This window comes from Amycolatopsis dongchuanensis, assembly GCF_039542405.1.
Lineage (GTDB): Bacteria > Actinomycetota > Actinomycetes > Mycobacteriales > Pseudonocardiaceae > Amycolatopsis_E > Amycolatopsis_E sacchari.
In genome coordinates this window covers 1-21994 of record NZ_BAABIB010000017.1, presented here as the reverse complement: position 1 = coordinate 21994, position 21994 = coordinate 1, and the positions used below count along the sequence as shown (strand labels likewise).

General features: G+C 68.2%; 21 protein-coding genes. 9 read left to right on the top strand and 12 right to left on the bottom strand.

Features of this window, described 5'->3' with window-relative positions:
• Positions 1 to 4 precede the first annotated feature (4 nt).
• Positions 5 to 838: a mechanosensitive ion channel family protein gene (locus ABFX51_RS02860; RefSeq protein WP_346051890.1), complete on the top strand. Its 834-nt coding sequence runs from the start codon at positions 5 to 7 to the stop codon at positions 836 to 838.
• 184 nt (positions 839 to 1022) lie between these two features.
• On the opposite strand, the gene ABFX51_RS02855 is transcribed toward ABFX51_RS02860, so the two are convergent.
• Entirely contained in the window at positions 1023 to 1400 is a 378-nt protein-coding gene (locus ABFX51_RS02855; protein WP_091505099.1) for a DUF6401 family natural product biosynthesis protein, read from the bottom strand.
• A gap of 143 nt (positions 1401 to 1543) precedes the next feature.
• On the opposite strand from ABFX51_RS02855, the gene ABFX51_RS02850 reads away from it, so the two are divergent.
• A complete protein-coding gene (locus tag ABFX51_RS02850; protein WP_091505100.1) occupies positions 1544 to 2521 on the top strand; it encodes a YihY/virulence factor BrkB family protein in 978 nt (325 codons plus the stop codon).
• 196 nt (positions 2522 to 2717) lie between these two features.
• Here the strand turns inward: ABFX51_RS02850 and ABFX51_RS02845 are convergent, their stop codons facing one another.
• Both ABFX51_RS02845 and ABFX51_RS02840 read right to left on the bottom strand, forming a co-directional pair.
• Positions 2718 to 3398, bottom strand: a complete 681-nt coding sequence (locus tag ABFX51_RS02845; RefSeq protein WP_091505101.1) for a flavin reductase family protein — start codon at positions 3396 to 3398, stop codon at positions 2718 to 2720.
• 56 nt (positions 3399 to 3454) lie between these two features.
• The gene (locus ABFX51_RS02840) at positions 3455 to 4228 is read right to left on the bottom strand and encodes an SDR family oxidoreductase (RefSeq protein WP_346051887.1); all 774 of its coding nucleotides are present in this window, start codon (positions 4226 to 4228) and stop codon (positions 3455 to 3457) included.
• 118 nt (positions 4229 to 4346) lie between these two features.
• Here ABFX51_RS02840 and ABFX51_RS02835 point away from each other — a divergent pair, with 118 nt between their 5' ends.
• On the top strand, positions 4347 to 4502 hold the full coding sequence (locus ABFX51_RS02835) for a hypothetical protein (RefSeq protein ID WP_177228583.1): 156 nt from the start codon (positions 4347 to 4349) through the stop codon (positions 4500 to 4502).
• Positions 4503 to 4545: 43 nt separating this feature from the next.
• Here the strand turns inward: ABFX51_RS02835 and ABFX51_RS02830 are convergent, their stop codons facing one another.
• On the bottom strand, positions 4546 to 5190 hold the full coding sequence (locus ABFX51_RS02830) for a fasciclin domain-containing protein (protein WP_091505103.1): 645 nt from the start codon (positions 5188 to 5190) through the stop codon (positions 4546 to 4548).
• 74 nt (positions 5191 to 5264) lie between these two features.
• On the bottom strand, positions 5265 to 6758 hold the full coding sequence (locus ABFX51_RS02825) for a molybdopterin-dependent oxidoreductase (RefSeq protein ID WP_177228584.1): 1494 nt from the start codon (positions 6756 to 6758) through the stop codon (positions 5265 to 5267).
• Between the two features lie 199 nt (positions 6759 to 6957).
• On the opposite strand from ABFX51_RS02825, the gene ABFX51_RS02820 reads away from it, so the two are divergent.
• Positions 6958 to 7332 carry a VOC family protein gene (locus ABFX51_RS02820; protein WP_091505104.1) on the top strand — a complete coding sequence of 125 codons (375 nt, stop codon included), beginning with the start codon at positions 6958 to 6960 and terminating at the stop codon, positions 7330 to 7332.
• On the opposite strand, the gene ABFX51_RS02815 is transcribed toward ABFX51_RS02820, so the two are convergent.
• The 3 genes from ABFX51_RS02815 to ABFX51_RS02805 all read right to left on the bottom strand — a co-directional run bounded on the left by ABFX51_RS02815 (position 7313) and on the right by ABFX51_RS02805 (position 11019).
• Positions 7313 to 8248 carry an esterase/lipase family protein gene (locus ABFX51_RS02815; RefSeq protein WP_346051884.1) on the bottom strand — a complete coding sequence of 312 codons (936 nt, stop codon included), beginning with the start codon at positions 8246 to 8248 and terminating at the stop codon, positions 7313 to 7315. The two genes, ABFX51_RS02820 and ABFX51_RS02815, sit on opposite strands and share 20 nt — an antisense overlap.
• 59 nt (positions 8249 to 8307) lie before the next feature.
• On the bottom strand, positions 8308 to 9453 hold the full coding sequence (locus ABFX51_RS02810; protein ID WP_346051882.1) for an MFS transporter: 1146 nt from the start codon (positions 9451 to 9453) through the stop codon (positions 8308 to 8310).
• Between the two features lie 357 nt (positions 9454 to 9810).
• Positions 9811 to 11019: a glycosyltransferase gene (locus tag ABFX51_RS02805; protein ID WP_346051880.1), complete on the bottom strand. Its 1209-nt coding sequence runs from the start codon at positions 11017 to 11019 to the stop codon at positions 9811 to 9813.
• A gap of 238 nt (positions 11020 to 11257) precedes the next feature.
• On the opposite strand from ABFX51_RS02805, the gene ABFX51_RS02800 reads away from it, so the two are divergent.
• Both ABFX51_RS02800 and ABFX51_RS02795 read left to right on the top strand, forming a co-directional pair.
• Positions 11258 to 12241 carry a DUF11 domain-containing protein gene (locus ABFX51_RS02800; protein WP_346051878.1) on the top strand — a complete coding sequence of 328 codons (984 nt, stop codon included), beginning with the start codon at positions 11258 to 11260 and terminating at the stop codon, positions 12239 to 12241.
• A gap of 169 nt (positions 12242 to 12410) precedes the next feature.
• A complete protein-coding gene (locus ABFX51_RS02795; RefSeq protein ID WP_346051876.1) occupies positions 12411 to 14039 on the top strand; it encodes a DUF11 domain-containing protein in 1629 nt (542 codons plus the stop codon).
• Between the two features lie 886 nt (positions 14040 to 14925).
• On the opposite strand, the gene istB is transcribed toward ABFX51_RS02795, so the two are convergent.
• The 3 genes from istB to ABFX51_RS02780 form a co-directional block, all read right to left on the bottom strand.
• Entirely contained in the window at positions 14926 to 15744 is an 819-nt protein-coding gene (gene istB / locus ABFX51_RS02790; RefSeq protein ID WP_346051874.1) for an IS21-like element helper ATPase IstB, read from the bottom strand.
• A gap of 816 nt (positions 15745 to 16560) precedes the next feature.
• On the bottom strand, positions 16561 to 17079 hold the full coding sequence (locus ABFX51_RS02785) for a hypothetical protein (protein ID WP_346051872.1): 519 nt from the start codon (positions 17077 to 17079) through the stop codon (positions 16561 to 16563).
• A 635-nt stretch (positions 17080 to 17714) separates the two neighbouring features.
• Complete coding sequence (locus ABFX51_RS02780; protein WP_346051870.1) at positions 17715 to 18689, bottom strand: MrcB family domain-containing protein; 975 nt, start codon at positions 18687 to 18689, stop codon at positions 17715 to 17717.
• Positions 18690 to 19286: 597 nt separating this feature from the next.
• On the opposite strand from ABFX51_RS02780, the gene ABFX51_RS02775 reads away from it, so the two are divergent.
• Positions 19287 to 20258: a toll/interleukin-1 receptor domain-containing protein gene (locus ABFX51_RS02775; protein ID WP_346051868.1), complete on the top strand. Its 972-nt coding sequence runs from the start codon at positions 19287 to 19289 to the stop codon at positions 20256 to 20258.
• Between the two features lie 169 nt (positions 20259 to 20427).
• Here ABFX51_RS02775 and ABFX51_RS02770 read toward each other — a convergent pair whose 3' ends face one another.
• Complete coding sequence (locus ABFX51_RS02770; RefSeq protein WP_346051866.1) at positions 20428 to 20697, bottom strand: helix-turn-helix domain-containing protein; 270 nt, start codon at positions 20695 to 20697, stop codon at positions 20428 to 20430.
• A gap of 155 nt (positions 20698 to 20852) precedes the next feature.
• Here ABFX51_RS02770 and ABFX51_RS02765 point away from each other — a divergent pair, with 155 nt between their 5' ends.
• Both ABFX51_RS02765 and ABFX51_RS02760 read left to right on the top strand, forming a co-directional pair.
• The gene (locus ABFX51_RS02765; protein WP_346051864.1) at positions 20853 to 21230 is read left to right on the top strand and encodes a winged helix-turn-helix domain-containing protein; all 378 of its coding nucleotides are present in this window, start codon (positions 20853 to 20855) and stop codon (positions 21228 to 21230) included.
• A gap of 85 nt (positions 21231 to 21315) precedes the next feature.
• Positions 21316 to 21873: a hypothetical protein gene (locus tag ABFX51_RS02760; protein ID WP_346051862.1), complete on the top strand. Its 558-nt coding sequence runs from the start codon at positions 21316 to 21318 to the stop codon at positions 21871 to 21873.
• Positions 21874 to 21994: the final 121 nt, after the last annotated feature.

The window sequence follows — 21994 nt, the reverse complement described above, 5'->3', positions numbered from 1 at the left end:
AGCAGTGTCCACAAACCATTTGGCGGCTGTCGACTTTGGACAAGGCGTGTCGAACGCCTGGAGCTCGGTCGCCACCTTCGTACCGAAGTTCGTCGCGTTCCTGGTGATCATGGTGATCGGCTGGGTCGTGGCGAAGGCGCTCGCGAAGATCGTGAGCAAGGTGCTCGACAAGGTCGGTTTCAACCGCGTCGTCGAGCGCGGCGGCATCAAGCAGATGCTCCAGCGCAGCAAGTACGACGCCTCCGACATCATCAGCAAGCTCGTGTACTACGCCGTCCTGCTGATCGCGCTGCAGATCGCGTTCGGCGTGTGGGGCCCGAACCCGGTGAGCGCGCTGCTGACGGGCATCGTGGCGTGGCTGCCGAAGGCCGCGGTGGCGATCATCATCGTGGTGGTGGCGGGTGCCATCGCCAGGGCGGTGAAGGACCTGGTGTCCGGCGCGCTGAGCGGGCTGTCCTACGGCAGGGTGCTGGGCACTATCGCGGCGGTGTTCATCTGGGGGCTCGGCATCATCGCGGCGCTGAACCAGATCGGCGTCGCGACGACCGTGACCACGCCGGTGCTGATCACCGTGCTGGCGACGGTGGCCGGTGTCGTGGTCGTCGGCATGGGCGGTGGCCTGATCAAGCCGATGCAGCAGCGCTGGGAGAGCTGGCTGGGCCGCGCGGAGAGCGAGCTGCCCTCGGCCAAGGCCCGCACGCAGGCCTACCAGCGCGGCCGCGAGGACGCCGCCCGCACGACCGAGGCGCCGACCGAGCAGCTGCGCCCGGAGACGAGCGCGGCGACCCGGAGCGGCGAAGGTCCGGGTCCGATGCCCCCGACCGCGGGTCAGGGGTGACGTCCACCCATCGGAGGAACGGCCGGTCCCGCGGGGGCCGGCCGTTCCGGCGTTCAGGGGTGTGTTGGGCAGGGCTTCGGTGGCCACCGGCGGCCGACCGCAACCCGGCGCGGCTTCAGCCCAGGCGGCGGCCACCGTCGCGGAGCCACCGCGCAGCCCAGGGCGGCGCGGCGCCCCGAACGCCTCAGGCCTCCAGCAGGGCGCGCGGGTCGTAGCCCGGCTCGTCGAAGCGGCGGGCCAGCGCGCAGACCGCCAGCAGCCGGGCGGTGAACCAGTCGGCCGCGGCCCAGTCCACCGGCGCCGCGAAGGCCCAGCCGTGTTCGCGGGCCTGGTCGAGCACGCCGTTCGCGTACCCGGCGAGCAGCACGACCCCCGCCACGGCCGCCGAGCCCTCGACCCCGAACGTGAGGATGTCCCGCACCGCGGCGGCGTGCTGGTCGATCGCGGCCAGCAGCCCCGGGACCGCGGCCGCCGCCGGCAGGCCGGCGCCGAGCTGCTCGCCCAGCCGGTCCAGCGTCCTGCGCGCGGACAACTCGGCCCACTGGGCCACCCAACTCGCCATGCACCCACGGTAGCTCCCGCTCGCGCTGCGAACCCCAGGAGTGTGACGTACCATGCCGCGCCCACCGCGCCAAAACCCCTGGTTGACCTGGTGGACGAGCGGGTAGCACCCGGGGGACGGATCGGAGAAACCGGGAGCGCACCGTGAACGAGAAGACCGGCAAGGTGAAGGCCCAGCTCGATCGGGTGGACGAGTTCCAGCAGCGGCACGAGTCGGTGGGCATCCCGGTCGCCGTGTTCCGGAAGTTCGGCGAGGACCAGTCCACGAACCTCGCCGGCATGATCGCCTTCTGGGCGTTCTTCTCGATCTTCCCGCTGTTCCTCGTGTTCATCACGCTGCTGGGCTTCCTCCTGCCCGGCGGCGTCAAGGACGACGTGCTGGACCAGGTCGGCACCATGTTCCCGCTGCTCGACCCGTCGTCGATGCACGGGCTGTCCGGCTCGTGGTGGGCACTGCTCATCGGGCTGGTGAGCGCGCTGTGGAGCGGGCTGTCCGTCGTGCGGACGGTGCAGTTCGCGTTCAACTCCGTCTGGGAGCTGCCCTACGTCGCGCGCCCGAAGATCACCGAGCAGATCGGGCGCAGCGTCGGCGTGCTCGCCACCATCGGGCTGGGCCTGGTGCTGAGCACCCTGATCAACGGGTTCGTGTCGAGCGGCGCGAACGCCGTCCACCTGGGCTGGGCGGGACACCTGCTCGGGTACGTCGTCGCGATCGCGCTCGACGTGGGGCTGTTCATCGCGGCGTTCCGCATCCTGACCGACCGCGAGATCACCACGCGGGACGTGCTGCCGGGCGCGGTGCTGTCCGGCGGGCTGTTCTGGGTGCTGCAGTCGGCGTCGTCGCTGATCATCAGCAACTACCTGCACAAGGCGCAGAGCACCTACGGCACGTTCGCCACGGTCATCACCCTGTTGTGGTGGTTCTACCTGCAGAGCATCGTCACGCTGCTGGGTGCGCAGCTGAACGTCGTGCTCAAGGAGCGGCTGCACCCGCGTGCGCTGACGGACGCGCCGCAGACCGAGGCGGACCACCGGGCCTACGACGCCTACGCGCAGGAGCGGTCCTACCACGAGGAGGAGCGCATCGAAGCGGACTTCCCGTCGAAGGACGAACGACGGTGAAATCCCGACGACGCCGGGCTACGGGTCAAGGCAGGGCTCTGGACGGCGTGCGCCTCCCCACCGCCTGATACCGATGACCACGAGGGCCTGCGAGCCGCCGGGGTGACGTCGACGCGGAAATCCTGCGCTGGCAGGGCCTTCCGCCGATGTTCGCGTTCCGCGACCCCGACGGCAACAGACTCGTCGTCGTTGCGGCTTAGTTCCCCGCTGCCCCGCGGGCGAGGACCTCCGCCTCGCGGGCGCGCTCGATGTCCGGGCCGCGGTACAGGCGTTCCGGGATCGTCGCCAGCGTGGACGGGTGCACGCGCGGGCCGAGGCCGTAGAACTGCTGGAAGCTCATGATCAGCGGGCGCCAGCGGTCCGGGTCGATGCGGTCGGTCGTGCCGGGCAGCCGGATCTCGTCGGCGACGTGCACCCGCACGATCCGCACCTCGAACGCGAGCACGCCCCCGTCGCCGACCGGGTGGCTCGCTTCGAGGACCGCCTCCAGGTGCACGGGGCATTCCTCGACGCGGGGCGGCGCGACCACCTCCGACTCCAACGGCGTCAGCCCCGCGCGGGCGAACTTGTCGCCCTCGTGGACGTAACCGCGCTCGGCCTTGCGCGGCGGCACCGGGTCGCTGCCGGTGGTCAGCGCGAGCCGGTCGACCTGCGGGGCCAGCGAGTCGGACGGCAGGTTCAGCACGCACTCGCCGGTGCGCAGCAGGTTCTCCGCGGTCTTCGCCCGCGCGCCCAGCCCCAGCATCCCCCGCCAGCCCAGCCAGAACGCCGACGACATCGGCGCGAGGTTCGCCGAGCCGTCCTCGTTGCAGGTGGACAGCAGCACCACCGGGGTGCCGAAGTACAGGATGCCGGGTTCCATCCGGGTGTGTCTCATGACCGCCAGTCTCACGACGGGGACGGCCGCTCGCTGGCGGTATTCGGACACGACGATCAAGCCGTGCCGGAGACCCCGCCGTCGACCGGGATGACCGCGCCGGTGAGGTACGCGCCGGCGCGGGAGGCGAGGAAGATCACCGTGCCCGCGATGTCCTCCTGCTGCCCCATGCGACCGAGCGGGATGCCGCTCTCCACCTGCGCCCTGCCCTCGGGGTCGTCGAGCAGCCACCGCGTCATCTGGCTGGGGAACAGGCCCGGCGCGATCGCGTTGACGGTGATCGCCTCACCCGCCAGCCGCTTCGCCAGGTGCCGGGTGAGCATGTGCACGGCGGCCTTGCTCGCGGAGTACGAGTAGTTCTCGAACACCGGCACGCGCAGCCCGTCGATCGAACCGATGTTGATCACACGGGCGGGTCGTTCCCCGCTCGCGCGCAACGCGGGCAGCAACGCGGTGGTCAGTTCGAACAGGCCGGTGACGTTCGTGGAGAGGACCTTCTCCCACCCCTTCACCGGGAACTCCTCCAGCGGCGCGCCCCACGTCGCCCCCGCGTTGTTGACCAGCACGTCGAGCCGCCCGCCGAAGCGCTCGCCCACGGTCTCGACGATCCGGGCGATGTCCGATGTGGACGTCAGGTCCGCCTGGAGCGCGTGGCATTCGCCGGTCTTGGACAGTTCCTCGGCCACCGCCTCGGCGGCGCCGGGCTTGCGCGCGCAGACGAGCACCCGCGCGCCCGCTTCGACCAGGCCGCGGGCGATCATCTCGCCGATGCCCCGCGAACCGCCGGTGACCAGGACCGTCCTGCCGGTCACGGAGAAGAGATCAGTCATGCGGGGAGCCTAGTGACCCGCGGTTCCCCCCGTCCCACCTGCGGACCGTTACTTCCGCCCGCACCCGGGGTAGTCCCTGGTGAGGCCGCATGGGCGGCGAGGAAGCGAGGTGGGTGCCATGCTCGGGTTGATCGGGCTGCTGTTGCTGGTCTGGCTGGTGCTCGTGGTCGTCGGTGCCGTGGTGAAGGGCCTGTTCTGGCTGCTCATCATCGGCGCGGTGTTGTTCGTCGTGACGGCGATCTTCGGCTGGGTCAAGCGCGGCGCACGCCGCTGACGAGGAAGCGGGGCCGGCGCGTCGCCGGCCCCACTGCCGAACCTCACATACCGGGCGTCAGCACGGAGTCGATCACGAACACCGTGGCGTTCTTCGTCGGGATGTTGCCGCACAGCACCTTCGCGCCGTTGACGGTCATGCTGTCGCCGGAGCCGGAGATCCTGATCGGGCCACCGGCGGTGTCGAGCGACTGCACCGTGCCCGCCGCCTCCAGCCCCTTGGCGTCGTAGCGCTGCGGCAGCACGTGGTACTGCAGGATCGGCGTGAGCCGGCTGGGGTTGTTCGCCAGCTCGGTGACCTTGGCGTTGCCGAGCTTGTCGAACGCGGTGTCCGCCGGGGCGAACACGGTGATGGCCTGCTGGCTGTTCAACGTGTCCACGAGGTTCGCGGCCTTCACCGCCGCGACCAGCTTGGTCAGCAACGGGTTCGTGCTCGCCGCACTCGCGACCGGCTGCGGCCCCATCGAGTCGAGGCTGCCGGGCGCGCTGCCCTGCGGCAGCTTCCCGCACGCGGGCCCGAAGACGTCGGCGTTCGTGGTCACGCCCGCATTGCTGTTCATCGGGCTGGACATCGGCGCGGCGCTGCTGCTCGTGCCGCCGGACGCGGTGTCACCGCCACCCCCGCACGCGGTGAGGGCCACGGCGGCCGCGGCGGTGAGACCGGCACCGGCGATGCGCAGAGCCTTCATGGGAAACTCCTTCTGCGTTGGGAAATTCCTTGCTGTCATCAGGGATTCGGAGCCCCGGCACGAACGGATTGGGGTCATTTCGCGACGAACGAGATCGTGTGCCAGCCGGTCGCGCCGTCGGGCACGGTCCCGGCCCGTTCAGCCGTCTGCACGTAACCCCTCTTGTCCTTGGCACGACAGGAAATCTGGTGCGCGCCCGGCGTTACGGACAGCTCCGCCCACCACATGCGCCAAGTGTCCACAGTGATTTCACGGGACAGGATCGCCCGCTGCCACGGCCCGTTGTCGAGCCGCACTTCGACCTGGTCGATACCGGTGTGCTGCGCCCACGCGACCCCGGCGACACGCAGTGTGCCCGCCGGTACCGTCTCGAACCCCTTCGGCGTGTCGATCCGGGACTGCGTCTTGATCGGCGCCTGTTCACCCCAGCCGCGCTGCAGCCAGTAGGCCTGTTTCGCTTGCCACGTCGTGACTTCGAGCCGCGTCACCCACTTCGTCGCGGACACGTAACCGTACAGGCCGGGGATGACGAGCCTGGCGGGAAATCCGTGTTCCAGCGGCAGCGGCTCGCCGTTCATGCCGATCGCGAGCATCGCTCCGCGGGTGGGATCGAGCGCGTCCGCCACCGGCGTGCCCGAGGTCCAACCGTCCACACTGGTCGAGAACAGTTGCTCGGCACCAGGCCGGACTCCGGCTTCCCGCAACAGGTCCGCAAGGTCGACGCCGATGAAGTTCGCCGTGGACACGTACGGGCCGCCGACCTCGTTGGACACGCAGGTCATCGTGATCGTGCGCTCCACCAGCGGGCGGCCGCGGATGTCCTGGTAGCGGTAGGCGCGTTCCCGGTCCACCATGCCGGAGATCCGCAGGCTCCAGTCCTCGGTGCGCACCTGTGGCACGGTGAGCGCGGTGTCCACGCGGTAGAAGTCCCGGTTGGGCGTCAGGAACGGCGGTGTGCCGAGCTTCGCGAAGTCCGCGTCGGCCGGGATCGCGGGTGCTCGCCGGGCCGGGACGAGCGGACCGACGGCGGCACGCGAGGCGCCTGCGTCCTTTGTGGACGCGAGCAGCTGCCCCGCCACGCCCGCAACGGCGGACCCAGCCAGCACGATCAGGAACGACCGCCGTGATGCCACAGTCTCCTTCCCGCGTAGGCCGCGGAACACCAGCACCCCGGTGACCAGGCTCGCCAGCGGCGCGAGCACCGCGACAGCGCCCAGGCCCGGCCGCGTGGCCACCGCGGCAACGCCGACCAGCCCGAACAGGGCGATCACGACCGTGCCGGGCCAGGGCGACCGGCGCGACGCGAGCCCGGCCAGCGCGGCGGCGCCGAGCAGCACGACGGCCATCCCGCCCAGCAGCACCTGCTTGTCGTGCGTGCCGAAGGTCCGCACCGCGAAGTCCTTGAGCGGGAGCGGCGTGAGGTCGATGGCCGCGTTGCCGACCGCGAGGTACGGCGAGGCGCCGACGTTGATCAGCGCGGCCACCAGGTGCCCGGCGGCCAGCGCCGCGAGCAGCGCCAGCACGCCGCATGCCACGGCCCGCCACGCGCGGAGGGAGGTCTGTGCCATGCCGGGGGTTCGGAGCCGGGACGGCCGCGTATTGGTCTTGGCTCGGCGCGGATTTCCAGCTAGGTTGGCGACGTGATCACCGGGACGGCCATCGGCCACTCACGGAACGGCGACCCGGTAGCGGGCTGAGCGCCGCGCGGGCTCCTCCGGCTCAGGACCTTTTCCGCGTCCTGACCAGTACTTCCCGGAGGAGGAACCCATGGGTACCAAGTTCAACCACACCATCATCGCCTCGACCGACCGCGTGCGTTCGGCGGCGTTCTACCGCGACCTGTTCGAGCTGGCGGAAGCGCCGTCGTGGGGTCCGTTCACCAACTTGCTGCTCGAAGACGGTGTGCTGCTGCAGTTCGCCGAGCCGCCGGTGGAGATCCAGATGCAGCACTACGCGTTCCTCGTGGACGACGACCTGTTCGACCGCGCCTACGCCCGGTTGCGGGAGCAGGGCGTCGACCACGCGGCCGACCCGCACTGGCAACGGCCGGGCGAGACGAACACTGAGCACGGCGGCCGCGGCGTCTACTTCCGCGACCCGTCGGGGCACGGCCTGGAGATGATCACGCGGCCGTACCTGTAGCGGCGAGTCCGCCGCCGTTCACCGGCAGGGTGAGAGTGCAGTCCGGTGCCTGGGCGTGTACGGGGTCGAGTGCGTTGAGGACGTCCCGCAACGCGATGGCGTCGAACGAGATGCCGAGGTGGTCACTGACGTCGGCGGGGCACTGGTCCTGCAGCAGGATGTTCGTGACGCCCTCCCCGGCGAGGAACGCCGAGGTGTACGGGGTGACGACCTCGTCGTAGGCCGTCTGGATCACCGTGTACGCCACACCGGGCACGGTCTCGTCGAGCGACCGCAGCAGCGGGGATCCCGCGAGCTGGTCCTCGACGGACGGGCCCAGCCCGGTGGCGAGCAGGTAGCCGACGCCGGGGAGCTGCGCGAGCCCGTCCGCGGTGGTGCCGTGGTTGGACGGCGAGAGCGCGACGAGCTTGCCGACCTTGCTCGCGCCGCCGAGGTACTGCAGGTAGTAGCGCGGCATCATGCCGCCCTGCGAGTGCCCCACGATGTCCACTTCGGACGATCCGGTAGTCGCGAGCACGCGGTCGACGAACTCCCGCAGCTCCCCGGCGCTCTCGGCGACCGGTGCCGCGCCGTAGGTGCGGGTCGAGCCCGGCAGCCCGACGTGCGGGCTGCCGGTGTCGCCGTAGTTCAGGGCGAAGACGCAGTAGCCGTTGTTCCGCAGCAACGGGGCGAGGGTGAACCAGTTGTACGTCTTGTTCTCGACGGTCCCGTGCACCAGCACGACGGGCCGCGGGTGGGCGGCACCGGGGCGGCAGGTCCAGTCGTTCGCGCCCGCGGGATCGGTGTCGGGGCGCAGCGCGGCGTTCGCCAGCGAGGCGACGCCGGAGTACAGCACGGGTAACCGGGTCGCGGCCTGCCCCGTCATGGGCACCAGCCCGAGCACGACCGCGAGCAGCAGAACTCCGAAACGCCTCATCGCGTCCCTCCGATCCTCGGAGGGAGAGGCTACTCAAAAGTAGGTAAGGAGGGAAGTGGTCATCCCACCGCGACGCGGGCCTCCTCGCGCGGCAGCAGCAGGAGCGCGACCAGGCTGGCCAGCGCGGCCCCGCCGAACACCGGGCCGAGGCCGACGGCGTCCCCGAGCGCACCCGCGACCGGCGACGCGGCGGTCTGTCCCGCGGCGAGCCCGAGGAACGACAGCGTCACGCCGCGCGAGACGTCCTCGAACAGGCGTCCCGCCCACAGGATGCACAGCCCGGTCAACCCCATGTACGCGATGCCGAACAGCACGGTGGACAGCAGCGCCACCGGGAACACGGGCCGCGGCAACGCCAGCAGGGCCATCCCGGCGGTCCAGACCAGCCACACGCACACCACGGTCCAGCGGAGCCCGCGGCGTTCGGCGAGGCGTCCCGCCATCCCGCCGATGGGCCCGGCGAGCCCGATCGCGCACCAGCACAGCGACGCGAGCACCGTGCTGATCCCCGCGTCCGACAGGCGTGCCGGGGAGAAGTTCCAGTACGGCGCGGACGCGGCGCCGAGGATCACCGAGCTGGCGACCAGCCGCGTGGCGCCGTCCGGCCACCGGCTCCCTTGCGCCGCCGTCTCGCGGGGCCGGTCGGCGGACCGGCCGACCAGCGTTCCCGCCACGACGGTGACGACGACCGCGACGACGGCGAACCCCGCCCACGTCCACCGCCAGCTCCACACCGCCAAGGGCAGGAAGGCGGAGGCGGCGAGCCCGAAACTGGTCCCGGTGTTCGCCCACGTCTGCGCGCGGCTCCGCTCCCCCTCGCCGACCCGTTCGCCGACGAGCTGGGCCACCCCCGGCGAGGCGAGTCCCGCGCTGCTGCCCGCGATCACCGTGCCGACGCCGAACAACACGACCGATCCCGAGGCCGCCATCAACGCCACCCCGGCGGCGGCGAGCGCGCCCGCGAGCACCGTGGTCCTCCTGGCGGAGCGGACCGCCAGTCGCGGCGCCACCAGCAACCCGATCCCGTAGCCGAGGGTGGACAGCCCGCCGAGGATGCCGACCCCGGTGCCCGAGAGGTGGAAGTCCCCGGAGAACCGCGGTTCGAACAGCCCGAAGGCGTACCGCGCGAACCCGTAACAGACGGCGATGACCCCGGCCCCGGCGGCAGCCACGACACCCCAGTGCCGCTCACGATCTTGCACCATCCGAGGATGGCACGATTTTGATGCCCGCAAACCTTCGGCAGTGTGGGGAAGGGGACATCGCGGATCCGCCGCGCTGGTGGAAGCCGACCAACACGGTGCTCATCGGCTCGCAGCGCGTCGGCTTGGTGATCGGCACCATGCGGGTGCTGGCCAACGGCAGGCACCACACGAAGTTCCACCCGGTGGAGCTGCCGGTCGAGCAGCGCGGGCCACCAGGGTCCCGTTCTTCCAGAAGATGGGCGCCGTGGAGCGGGGCACGCCCGAGGAGTTCGCCGCCGCGGCCGGGCGGTGCACGGCCTTCCGGCTGGAGAACCCCAGGCCCTGGCAGGGCTGAAACCCCGCCAGGGCCCCGGGTTTTCAGTTCCCTTCGAGCAGCAGTTTCGCGGCGACCGTCGCCCCGTCGGGACGCACCTCGGCGGCGAGCGCCCGCGCCCCCGCGGCGATCTGGGGTTTGAGCGCCGTTTCGAGCGCCGCGGACAGCGACTCGAGGGTCGGCGTCCCGCCGTCGTGCGCCACCCCCGCGCCCAGCTCGGCGATCCGGGCGGCCCAGGACGGCTGGTCCGCGATCTGCGGCACGACCACCTGGGGCGCGCCGGCCCTGGACGCCGTCGTCGTGGTGCCCGCGCCGCCGTGGTGCACCACGGCCGCCATCCTCGGGAACAGGGCCTGCTGGTTGACCTCGCCGACGACGAAGCAGTCGTCGGCGTCGTCGATGGAGGCCAGCCCGGCCCAGCCGCGGGCGAGGACCACACGGCGACCGCACGCGCGGACCGCCTCGATCGCCGTGGTGGCCATGTCCTTCGGGAGGTACGAGGCCATGCTGCCGAAACCCACGTACACCGGCGGCTCACCGGCGTCGAGGAACCGCTCCAGCCCGTCGGGGAGCGGCCGTTCGTCGGGCAGGATCCAGGCCCCGGTCTGCACGACGTCGAGCTCCGTCATGCCCTCGGACGGGCACAGCACCGGGTCCGCCGCCAGCCACGGCCGGTCGGTGAAGACGTAGTCGCGGACGTTGTCCACGGGCGGCAGCCCGATCGCGGCGCGGTGGGTGTTGAGCGGCTCCTGGTAGAGGTCGTTCACGCGCTGGGCGTCCTGCTCCCACAGCTTCTTGAGGTCGGTCTCGCCCTCCGGGGACGGCGTGCCGGGCCGCTTCCCCGGCGGGAAGCGCCGCGACGGCAGCCCGAGGAGGTGGTAGGCGGTGAGCACGTAGCGGATGCCGAGCTTGTCGGCCACGTCCCGCACGCCGGCGGGCATCAGCCCGGCGGCGACCACGGCGTCACAGTCCTTGGCCGCGGGCAGCAGCGCCTCGAACCGCGCGCCGACCAGCTGGGCGGCGAGCCGGAAGGCGTCCTCGGCGGTCGGCCGGGCGGGCCTGGCGACGATCGAGTGAACGGTGGGCCCCAACGGCACGAGCGGCACACCCACCCGCCCGAGCAGCTGCACGAAGTCCTCGTCCGGCGGCGCGGCGACGACGGCCTCCGCCCCGAGCTCCCGCAAGGCGACCGCCAACCCCACCACCGGCTCCACGTCCCCGCGCGATCCCCAGGACGTCAACAACACACGCATTGCGCGAATCCCCCTTTTTTGGTTCAGGCCCCTGACCAGGGCCGGAGAATTGTGCGGCACGACGGGGGTCTTGCCGCAAGCCCCGGGGTGCGATATACGTTTAAGTGGGGAGAGGGATTTCTTTTTCTTCGCGTCCGCGGCTGGTTGGCCTCCCCCGCCCGGACTAGGTTCAGTCAGCTTCCCGTCATCCGGTCGGTCCTCTTCGTCGTCATCAGTCCCCATGACGAGAGGAACCACCGTGCGAAGACTGCTCTTCGGCGTATTGGGCGCCGGGGTCACCTCGGCCTTGTTTCTCGGCTCGGCGTTACCCGCGAACGCGGCGCCCGAGACCGCGGACGTGCCGCTGGCGACGATCGGCACCGGACCGGCCTCCGCCACCCTGAGCAACGGCGTCACCGCCTCCGTCGACAACGGCACCTGGGTGGCGAACGCGAACTCCTACGTCATCCGCACGGGCTCGCAAACGTGGACCTACAGCGAGCCGGTGAACGTGCGGTTCACCGTCAACCAGCTCAACGGCGCCCCACCGAACGCGGACGCGTACGAATGCGTCCGGTTCCCCAACGCCGACGTGACCGTGGAAACGCTGGGCACCAGTCACAGCTGGGACGCGGCGACCTCGACCCTATGCCACACCGGAGCCAACGACACCGGCCAGAGCGACGAAACCACGTTCACCACCAAGGCGCCGACCACTTCGCTGACGTGGCAGGCCGTGGGTGGCACCGGCCTCGCCCGCGGGCTCTCCTCGATGGCGGTGACCGTGGACCGTCCGCAGGCCGATCTGGCGGTGGCGAAGAGCGGTCCGGCGAACGTGTCCTCGGGTGACACGATCGAATACACCATCGTCGTCATCAACAACGGCCCGGATGCCTCATCCGGTTACACCCTGACCGACCCCGTCCCGGCCGGGCTGACGCAGGTCACGGTGCCGGCGGACTGCACGACCGACGGCAGCACGGTCACCTGCACGCACGGGCCGCTCGGCGTGGGCGAGTCCGCGCTCTACACCGTGACCGGGGTGGCCGACGGCTCCACGTCGGTGATCACGAACACGGCGCAGGTCACCGGCAACGACCCCGACCCCAACCCCGGCAACAACACCTCCACCGCGGTCACCGAGGTGCCCATGGTGTCCGCCGGTGTCGCCGCCGGAGCGTTCGCGCTTCTCGGCGGCGGCTGGGCGCTCCGGCGCCGGATGCGCCAGGGAACGGCCGCGTAACCAGCAGAACCACCGGGGGCGGGTCCGCGCCGGCCCGCCCCCCGTGGGGCTCCTCTCGTCGGACTACCCCGCGAGGGTCGAAGCGACATTCCTGGTCGGTCGTCCTGGTCTGCGGACTGTGGCGCGAGCAGTGGACCTCGTGTCACCGCATCCCGCACGAAGGAGCTTCATGACTGTGAGAGGAAGGCGGTGGGGCCACGCCGCGGTGACCGCGACGGCGTTCGCCGGCGCCGCACTCGCGGTGCTGAGCGTGGCCCCGCTGACCGCGTCGGCGGACGAGATCACCACGAGGGCGTACTCGGCCGACGGTGGCGCCACGTGGAGCACCAGGGCCCCAGCCAAGACGCCGGGGCAGCAGGTCCTGGTGCGCAACTACTACGTCAACACCGGCAGCTCCGACCGGTTCGACGCCTCGGTCTCCACCACTCTCCCCGCCGGGTACGGCCTGGTGCCGGGCTCGACCCGGACCTGTCTCAACCCCGGCACCACCGACGTCACGCATCCCAACGACGAGCTGAGGTGCAACACCGACCCGGGCATGGGCGGCCCGATCGACGAAGCTGCCGTGTGGCAGGGCAGCACCCTCAGGATCGCCCCCAACGCCGGCCTCTACGGCGAGTCCACCTCCGCCACCAGCGGCCTCATGGCTGTCGGGCGTGTCCGCTACCTGAACCTCCACGAATGCGGCTATTCCGCCGGGCAGGCCACGACACCCTTCACCATCCTCAGCAACGTGTCCGCTGAGTTGTCGACCGGCACGTTCACCAGCAACACGCCTGAAACTTCGCCCGTCTGCGGTCCCGGAAACGCCGAATACCAGTACCAGCCCGCGAACTCGGCAGCACAGCCGGTGGACCTGATGGGCTACCGCTACGTGAACCTGCAGCAGTGCAGCTACGGCTCCAACGCCGACGGCGGCGACTCATTGTTCGGCACCTGGGTTGCCCGGCCCGGTGACTTCACGACCGGCACCAGCGCCTCGAACACCCCGGTCACTTCTCCGAGTTGCGGCCCTGGGAACGCCGATCACACTTTCCAACCCCAGTACTCGGCTTCCCAAACGCTGGACCTCATGGCGAACAATGTCCTGTACCTGGCTCAGTGCAGCTACTCCTCCCCCGGCAGCATGGTCCCGTTCCAGCTCGTCGTCGACCACGTACCTGGCCAATCCGGGGACTTCAGCACCAGCACCCACACCTCCTCCGCCGTCCCGGACCCGCTCCTCCGCTGCGGGGCAGGAAATGCCGACCACGCCCTGCAGCCGTCGACCGTCGATCGCATACCCCTTTACGCCCCCAACCGCGGCCAGGGCTTCGTCGAATTCGTCATGGTCGCCGACGACACGACGGAGGCGGACCTCGGGATCAGCAAGGCCGGTCCTGCCAACGTCAGCGTCGGGCAAGCCGTCACCTACACCCTGGTCGTGACCAACGCCGGCCCCAGCGACTCGTCCGGTTACACGGTCACCGACCGGATCCCGGCAGGGCTCACCAACGTCACCACCAGCACCCCGGGCTGCGCGATCGCCAACCTGGTCCTCACCTGCACCGGCGGCCCCCTGCCCCTGCGGCAGAGCGCGACGATCGAGGTCACCGGTACCGCCGACGGCGCGGTGACGACCCTGTTCAACACGGCCACCGTCACCGGCCAGGAGACCGACCCGAACCCCGGCAACAACACCTCCAACGAGGTCCGCACGGAGGTCGTCCCGCTGATGAGCCTCAGCGTGGGCGCCGGCGCACTCGCCCTCACGGGCTTCGCCGTACGCCGCCGAGCAGGCCGCAAGACCTCCGGTTGAATCCGCCCGAGCACGCCCGACGAGAGGACTTGTGAACGTCGACAAAACCGCCTGCATTCCCGAGCGGGCAATACCGCTAAGTTTAGGCGAGTTTCCGCAGCTCAGAGGCGTTTGGAGGCGTCGCCCACAGAGCGGTCACACCCCGACAGAACAGTTGCCTCAATTGAAGATTCCCCTCAACCGCAACGGCGACTGTCTCAAGTGGAGAACCGCCTAACCGGCGGGAACGACTGAACAGAGCCTCCGGTAACGCCCTGACCAGGTAAAACGTACTAACTTAGCGGTATTGCCCGAGCGGGCTGGTCCCCGCTGCCGACGAGCCGATTCAGTGCGTGAGGTGCGAGCGGCAAGGCGCAGCTCTACGTCCTCGACCTGCGCGAGGAGATGTGGTTCAGCCGCCTGGATCACCATGCGTCACTGGTGCTGGACCTCCTCAAACGGCAACCTCGACGACGAGCAACTGCCCGAAGTCAGGCAGTTGGAGCAATCCAGCACGAATCGGCTGGACCAGACCGCGGAGAAGCGGCTACAGGCGTGGCGCTCTGGCTTTCCGTGCGCAGGCTGCCGGGCTGCGCGCCCTGACCGAGCAGCTTCGATCCGCGATCTACGCCTTGGATGAGCCCTCCGCTCCCCTGTGGGAAGCGCTCGGCGCCGACCCCGAGGCGCGTGAAGTGAACGTCTCATCCTGGATTTCGTCCAGGGCCGAAGGGGCAGCTTAGGTGTGGTGTCCAGGGAGGTTGATCAGCCCGGGTGATCGGGGGTTTGCCGCCGGTTGAGCTGTGGGGTCGGTGGTGGTTGCAGAAGTGCAGCCAGCCCGTGTCAACGCTCCCTAAACCTTGACCCCGGGTGGTCTCCGGAAAATTGACCCCCTCCGAGGTGTTGTCGTCTAGTTCTGGTTGGTGTTCTGCTGCTGGTCGCGCAGCAGGTTGCGGCGTTGGCGGGTCCGGTAGGAGTCGCCGGTGAGGGTGAGAACCTCGGCGTGGTGGACCACGCGGTCGATCATGGCCGCGGCGACGACATCGTCGGAGAAGGTCTCTCCCCATCGGCCGAACGGCAGGTTCGAGGTCACCATCACCGAGCCCTGCTCGTAGCGGGAGGCGATGAGCTGGAAGAACAGCTTCGCCGCGTCCTGGTCGAACGGGATGTAGCCGACCTCGTCGATGATGATCAGCTTGTAGCGGCGGATCTTCTTCAGCTCGGCCTCCAGCCGGTTGCCGTGGTGGGCGGCGGCGAGCCGGGCGATCCAGTTGCTGGCGGTGTCGAACAACACCGAGTGGCCGGCCTGGGTGGCCCTGACTCCGAGGCCGATCGCGAGGTGGGTTTTGCCGATGCCGGGCGGGCCGAGCAGGATCACGTTCTCGGCCTTGGCGACGAACGTGCTGGTCGACAGGTGCGGCAGCACGTCGCGGCGCAGCGAGGGCAGGTGGTCGAGGTTGAAGTCCTCCAGGGTCTTGACGGCCGGGAAGTGGGCGGTGCGGATCCGCATCACGGTGCCTTTGGACTCGCGGTCGGCGACCTGGCGCTGCAACAGTGCGGGGAGGTACTCCTCATGCGACCAGTTCTCGTCCCGGGCCTGGCTGGCCAGTTGCTCCCAGAACACCCCGATCGTCAAGGTCTTCAATGCCCGGGTGGGATCAGCGATCTGGGACGGCAGCCCATTCTTCGGCGCTGCTGCCGACGGTGTGGGCTGAGCGGTTGTGCTCACGTGTTGCTCGCTTTCGTTGGTGGTGCAGTGAAGTCGACGCCGAACACGGAGGAGGCAGCCAACGTGAAGAAGCAGAACCTCGCGCCTCCGGAGCACGGCTGGGGTGACATACACCTGGAGAAGGCGCGACCAGAGGTGAGCGGCGCATGGACAGACTCCGGTGAAGCGAGCGCAGAAGGCCGGCTGAAGCACCGCGAGGACAACGTTGGTCGAAGTGTGCCGTGCCCACCGGCTCTGACCGAGATCCTGCACGACCACCTGACGCGGTTCGGCACGGCCAGAGACGGACGGCTCTTCCGAGGAGCCAGAGACGGCGGACGGGTCAGTAGCACCGTCTACGGGCGTGTGTGTGCCGCGGCACGTGCGAAAGTGTTCACTCGCCCGGCACAGCCTCGCGGTGCTCCTGCGGGTTTACGCGAAGTGCCTGGACGGCGGAGAACGAGCGGCGCGAGAGGGTGTCGCACGGGCATTCGATGTCTGGTAGTCGTGCCCGCGAGCTTCCGCTAGACCACGGACTCCGGGCCGCTCGTCAAGCCTGCCTCAACGGCCGTTGGCGAGCCGGCCCAGAGTCCGGATCCCGGCCACACGCTCGCGATCCCGAGCTCCTCAAGCAGCGTCACACACAGGTCGCCCCGAGTTGGCTCACATTAGTGCCCTTCGGCACCGGCACGGATGGCGTCGCGACATCGGCGGGTAGCGGTCTGCGGCGGTGATGGCGTGCTCGCAGGTATTCCGGTGCGGGTATGCGGCAACCACGATCCGTGAGCCGCCCGATCCTTCCACGGCTGGCCTGAACCCGACGAGGAAGAGGAAGCCCTAACCTGCGTTTTCACGCCTCTCGGCTAGCGGAACAGGCGGCCAGCACGCCTCGCGCAGCGGTCGCCACTTCCGCCGGTACACCTGGTGCGCGACCAGCACCAGCACGATCAAGACGATCCCCACGAGCGCGCCGACGGCCTGTGGCCACTCGCTGGACTCGTCGTTGTCCCAGATGATCGACAGGATGATCGGTCCGACCCCCGCCGCGGGGAACACAACCCAGAACAAGGCGAGGGTGCGCAGCAGTTCGACGAGACGCAGCCGCGATCTGCCCAGGATCGTGTACTCGGTGGAGGTTCCGACGCTGGAGAAACCCGCGGAGTCGGTCGTAGGCCCCTGCCGCACGTAGTAGCGGCCCAGCGGAACGATCGGGAGCACGATCATCAGCCACCGCGTGGTGAAGAAGGCGCCCCGGGCGTCCGGCCGAGTGTTGTGCAGGAACATGAACCCGAAGCCCTGCCCCGTGCCCAGGACCGGCATCTTGCCCGACGGGATCGTCCGAATCGGATCGCACACGGTCTGCACGATAGCCGCACTCCGATCACGGAGCACTAGATCATTTTGTCGGGCAGGCGCCGGGGCCAACTCACCTCAAGCTGGACGCGCCTACAGCTGTTCGAGGCAGACTGACCGGCTCGACGATGCCACAGGCCTGTCCCCGCCGCCGAGAGACCGGTCTTCGCGCTGGGGCTCGTCACTCCAAGGCCACGTGCTTGCCGAGCTGGGCCCGGTATGGGCGGCGGAGAGCGCGGCGAGCCGTTCACGCCAGGCGTCGGTGGCAAACGCGGGCAAGCGCCGCTCAGCGTGGGACGGGAGCCTGGCGCGATCCCGGCTTACTCCAGCACCCGCAACGAGCCCACTTTGCTCGTCGGCTCCGATAATCCGCGCCAGCACCCAGCTGGCGGGCGGCCGTCTTCAACAGCTCGAGTTCGACGTCGTTGTGCGCCGACCCAATGTGCTCGATCGTGCGCGAGCCCTTACGAGTACACGATCTGCACCGCCCGGGCTCCCGGGCCAGTCTTCACGGCACGGATGTGCGGCACCAGACCACCCCAGAGTCGCCCGTTTAGTGCCCCAATTTCATCGACCCCGCCAACATAGCACCAGGTCAGCGAGCCGTGACTCCGTTAGATTGCAATTCGTGAGCCAACTCAGGTCACACACAGGTCGCCGACCGATTCGTTGAACAACGCCAGCGTCCGCACGGATTCTGGGTCGGGGTAGTGGAACCGGCGACACATGAGGAGCTGACCCATGGCGTCGCGCGCGGCCTGGACGCCGTTGCCATTTGGCACGATCTTCGCCTCGATTAGCCAGTGATCGTCGCCCTTCGTTGCCACCAGATCGCGCGGGTGAACCTTCGTGTTGGGCCGGAAGCCCTGATCGGACAGAAAGGTCCCGTAGTGCTTCACCAGCGTCTCGTGCTTCCGAGTCTTGACGATCTTCCTGCCCGTAATTTCCTGGACGTACTCAGAGTCGTTCTTCGGCTTGAACTCCCCCTGCGAATCCCGTTCGACCGGCTCTGGCGAGGTCGCAGCGACGATCTCCGGCGTGCTCGCGCCCAGCTGGTTCCGCACCTCAATCGCAACGGCGCTAAGCCGCACGAATCGAGCCAAGTCCGCTCTGAGCTCGTGCTCACTTGGCAGTGCATCAACGCCGTAGGCTCGGGCGAGGATGATGCCTGCCTCGTAGTCCTTGGGCAAACGTCCGGAGTGCCGCAGATCGACGGTCGGCGAAAGCCCGGCACTCAGGGCGGGCTCAATCTTCGCTCGAATCGCTTCCGCTTGACGACGGAACCGGTCCCGCCCCCCGCCCTTCCACTTCTCGCGCGCATAGGTGACGCCTTGCATGACCGTCAGGTACACAGTGCTCATGTCAGCGGCGAACAGATACACGACGCAGATCCCGCGCGTCGCCGTCGTGGTCTCGTCAGGGTCGAAGACTGCGATCCATGGCACGGTGGCGTCCACACCACGACCGCCGCTGCCCTCGACCAGGTAGCCCGCTGGTACGAGGTGTGCCAGCTCCAGCTTCGCGGAACGGAGTCGGTCCTGGATCGGGCTTCCGGTGGGTGCCTTGCTGTCGTACCCGGCCGCAACGGAGCTGAGCATCACGCGCAAGTCCATGGATCCCCTCCCTCGAAGCACGACATGATCAAGTCTTGCACGATGTTCAAGCAACAGAAAAGCCGGTGGAGGGAACGCGAACCAGGGACACGGATCGGACACAGCCAGCCGCATACGCCCGCATCCGACTGCATAGGTCCGCCGGAAACAAGATCACCCCCGTGCCCTGTCTCCGCAGGTCACGGGAGTGATTTCCCTGGTGTGGCGGGTAGAGGATTCGAACCTCTGAAGGCAGTGCCGTCTGATTTACAGGGCGGCATTCAAAGTGCCTCTGACCTGGACACTTGCCCAACTTGCATGACCGTTGTGGGGCTGATGCGGGGCAGCAGACCCAAGGCCGACGAGCGCCATCTCGAACATGCATTGCCGACCGTGCGATTGTCCTCGAATCACAAGGACCAAGCCGCAAGAACCAGTGCCCTGCGACTGCTCGCTAAGGCTGCGCCCCCTCACCGCTGCTCACAATCCCGTCCCGAGGTCCGGTGACGTGTCAGTGCTACGTCTGGCGTAACAACGTGGATGCTCGCAGCGACGATATCGAAGGTCGTGGACCACACCGACAGTCGGAGGCAGCAACCGCCGAAGGAGTGGCTTAACGTGACGATTGAAGAGAATCGAGAGCACGACGTTTGCCTATCTTTTGCTGGCGAACAACGCGAATATGTGGATAAGCTTGCGGCACTCCTGAAAGATCGCGGGGTTCGTATATTCTATGATAACTACGAGATTGTGAATTTATGGGGCAAGGACCTCTATGAGCATCTCGACTGGGTTTATAGGAAGTCTGCGCGTTATTGCATAATGTTCATCTCCGAGGACTATGCCAAGAAAGTGTGGACAAATCACGAACGAAAGAGCGCGCAGGCGCGAGCACTGCAGGAAAGCGCTGAATATGTGCTGCCGGTCAAGTTCGATGAGACTGAAATTCCCGGACTGCGGCCGACGATCAGCTACGTCGACGCCCGCAAAAATTCACCCGAACAGCTGGCTGACCTAATTGCCGAGAAGCTGGGACCCCGACAATTATCAAACTTCTACCCTCCTACTCCTGATCGTCTCTTCAAAGAGATGGGACTCAAGACGAAGAAGGAGAAAGACATAGTTGATACCATAGCCAGATCCTTCCGCTACGTCTTGGAAAGGATGGACTCGGGCGAGCGCGAAGTGGTCGTGGGGATCATGCTGACCGGTTGCAGGATGGACCTCCCAAAGAACCTGCATATCGAAACAGACCTGCTCCGCAGAAACATCGAGATGCCCCCCGCGGAGATCATTCAAATATTGGACGGACTGCGATCCCTTGGCTTCAAATATAAGCAACGGCCAGCAGGCGGTAAACATTCTGAAGATCTAATAGAATTAGAATGGCGCGATCACTCTGCCTATAGGGATGTACCGACTTTCCACTTCGCCTCACGCTACTCAACCAAAGTTGCCTACGAAATGCTGCAAGTCGCGTTTGGCGATTACTGTGTCTCCCATGCGCAAATTTACCTCGACCGGATGGACTTCTCTGCGCTTTCAACTCAAACGTTCACGCCAGAAGATGCGCACCATAATCAAGTCTGAGCAATCTACATGCGTGGTCTCGCGAACCGCTGCGGCGTCGCTGTGTCGATAAGAATCTGCGGCGGTAGTCACCGTGCACGCAAATGTGTGCTTCCCGTGACCTGGCGGCCTGCCCGGTGTACGCCGGTCTCATCAGCGAAAATTCTCGCTAAGGTAACGCTCTTGACGTTCAGCCCCGCCCGCGTTTCCGCAGGCCGGAGGGCTTCAAGCCGCGCATCAGCTCCCCCGGGTCGACGCCCAGCCGGTCGGCGATGGTCACGATGACGTCGAACGTCGGGTTGGCGAGGCCGCGCTCAAGATTTGAGTAGTAGCTCGCCGTGAGGCCGCTCGCGTGGGCCATTCGCTCCTGAGTCAGGCCGTCGATCCGCTCGCGTGCAGCTCGCACGCGGGCGCCGAACTCCTCGGACTCCGGGGTCTTGACCGTCACGTCGGCAACCATGACCAGTCCTGGCTATAAAGACCATAGTCACGAGTACTTGCTGTATATAGCATGCGATATATAGCATCTTCAGTCGAAGTTCCTCGCCGAATCTGCTGGTCAGAGCGCTACGAACCGCGGCAGGCCGGACGACTCACGGAAGGTGCACGAGCCAGATGAGCGACGACGCAACAGACGACCAGCTACCCCCGTTCGACCCCGACAGCGGCGGCCCGGCCTACCTCTACGACAAACTCGCCGACCATCTCGCCGGGCTGATCACCCGAGGACACTTCCGCCTGTACGAGCGGTTCCCGGGCGAGATCAAGCTCTCCCACGTCTTCGGCGTCTCCCTGGGCACCGCCCGGCAGGCCACCGAGCGTCTGCGCGCGCGGGGCCTGGTCGCGACGGTGAGGTCCAAGGGAACCTACGTCACCTACGACGCCGAGGCCGCCGGTGCCGAGCACCAGGACCTCCAGGATGACTGCGGGCCGGACGGCGACGCGCAGCCGGAGACACCCGATGTCGCAGACGATCGCTCCCAGGCGTGGTAGGTCGCGGTGAGGCGAAATCGCCGCGCAGCGCCCCGCAGGGCCTCCGGTTGAATCCGGCCGAGCACGCCCGACGAGAGGACTTGTGGTGAACGACGTCGTGACACAACCGCCTGCTTGGCGTGAATTCCCGAGCGGGCTGGTCCCAGCCGCCGACGGGCCGATTCAGTGCGTGAGGTGCGAGCGGCCAGCGCAGCTCTACGTTCTCGACCTGCGCGAGGACATGTGGTTCAGCTGCCTGGACCACCACGCGGCGCTGGTGCTGGACCTCCTTAACGGGAACCTCGACGACGAGCAGCCGCCCGAGGTCAGGCACTCGGAGCATCCCCATGCGGATCGGCTGGACCAGGCCGCCGAGCAGCGGCTACAGGCGTGGCGCGACGTCCTGGCTTTCCGCGCTCAAACTGCCCGGCTGCGCGCCTTGACCGAGCAACTTCGATCCGCGATCTCCGCGCTGGACGAGACTTCCGCTCCCCTGCGGGAAGTACTCGGCACCGACCCCGAGCTTGCCGCACTGGGCGACCGAGAGGTGCGAGACCTGCCGAAGCGGTTCGAGTCGGCCACTCGCACAGCCCAAGCGGTGGAACGTCTCATCCTGGATTTCGTCCAAGCCCTCTCGAGGGAACGGTCCCGAACGACGCGCTGACGGCCCGGCCCTGCATGGGAGACTGAGCACGCGAGACCAGACCTCCAGTGGCCGAAGGGGCAGCTAGTGCCTCTTCAAGGAACGTTGACGTGGTAACCGTGTCGCGTGGACATCCGGGCGG